The organism is Bremerella sp. JC817 (assembly GCF_040718835.1).
In the GTDB taxonomy this organism is placed as follows: Bacteria; Planctomycetota; Planctomycetia; order Pirellulales; family Pirellulaceae; genus Bremerella.
This window is the reverse complement of sequence record NZ_JBFEFG010000133.1, coordinates 1-375: the sequence shown is the minus strand read 5'-3', so window position 1 is coordinate 375 and position 375 is coordinate 1. Positions and strand designations below refer to the sequence as shown.

At 57.1% G+C, this 375-nt stretch carries 1 protein-coding gene and 1 pseudogene; one reads left to right on the top strand and one right to left on the bottom strand.

Going from position 1 to position 375, the window contains the following annotated elements:
* A pseudogene (locus AB1L30_RS00615) lies at window positions 1–122 on the bottom strand (integrase core domain-containing protein); the annotation flags it as partial.
* Between the two features lie 7 nt (window positions 123–129).
* Between AB1L30_RS00615 and AB1L30_RS00610 the strand changes: the two are divergent.
* A complete protein-coding gene (locus AB1L30_RS00610; RefSeq protein ID WP_367011413.1) occupies window positions 130–309 on the top strand; it encodes a hypothetical protein in 180 nt (59 codons plus the stop codon).
* Window positions 310–375: the final 66 nt, after the last annotated feature.

The following is a 375-nucleotide window of genomic DNA, read 5'->3' as shown; positions in this document are numbered from 1 at the left end:
TCGGCTCCTGATTCGTATTGCTTGAGGTAGATGTCCTCGTATTTCACGCTTCGCCACAATCTTTCGATGAACACGTTGTCCAATGCCCGGCCGCGACCGTCCATGCTGATCTCGATCGCATGGGACTTCATGCATGACAATCCGGCCATCGATGCCGAAGCGTACGTGGCCCGGCTGTCGCATCTTCCGCCGGTCACGCGTCAGCGGTTGATCCATGGCGACTGGTCGGTCCGCGAAGAAGCGATTCTGCGAGGCGACTGGTTTCGCGCGTACGTTCGAGCCGGGGGCAATCGATCTTCTGCTGAGTAAACCAATCTCGCGATCGCTATTGGTGATCGCCAAGTACATTGGCGGGTGCGCGTTTGTCTTTCTTAG

Bases quoted from the DNA above. Each gene is read 5' to 3' on its own strand.
- AB1L30_RS00610 (WP_367011413.1), top strand. From the start codon at position 130: ATGCATGACAATCCGGCCATCGATGCCGAAGCGTACGTGGCCCGGCTG.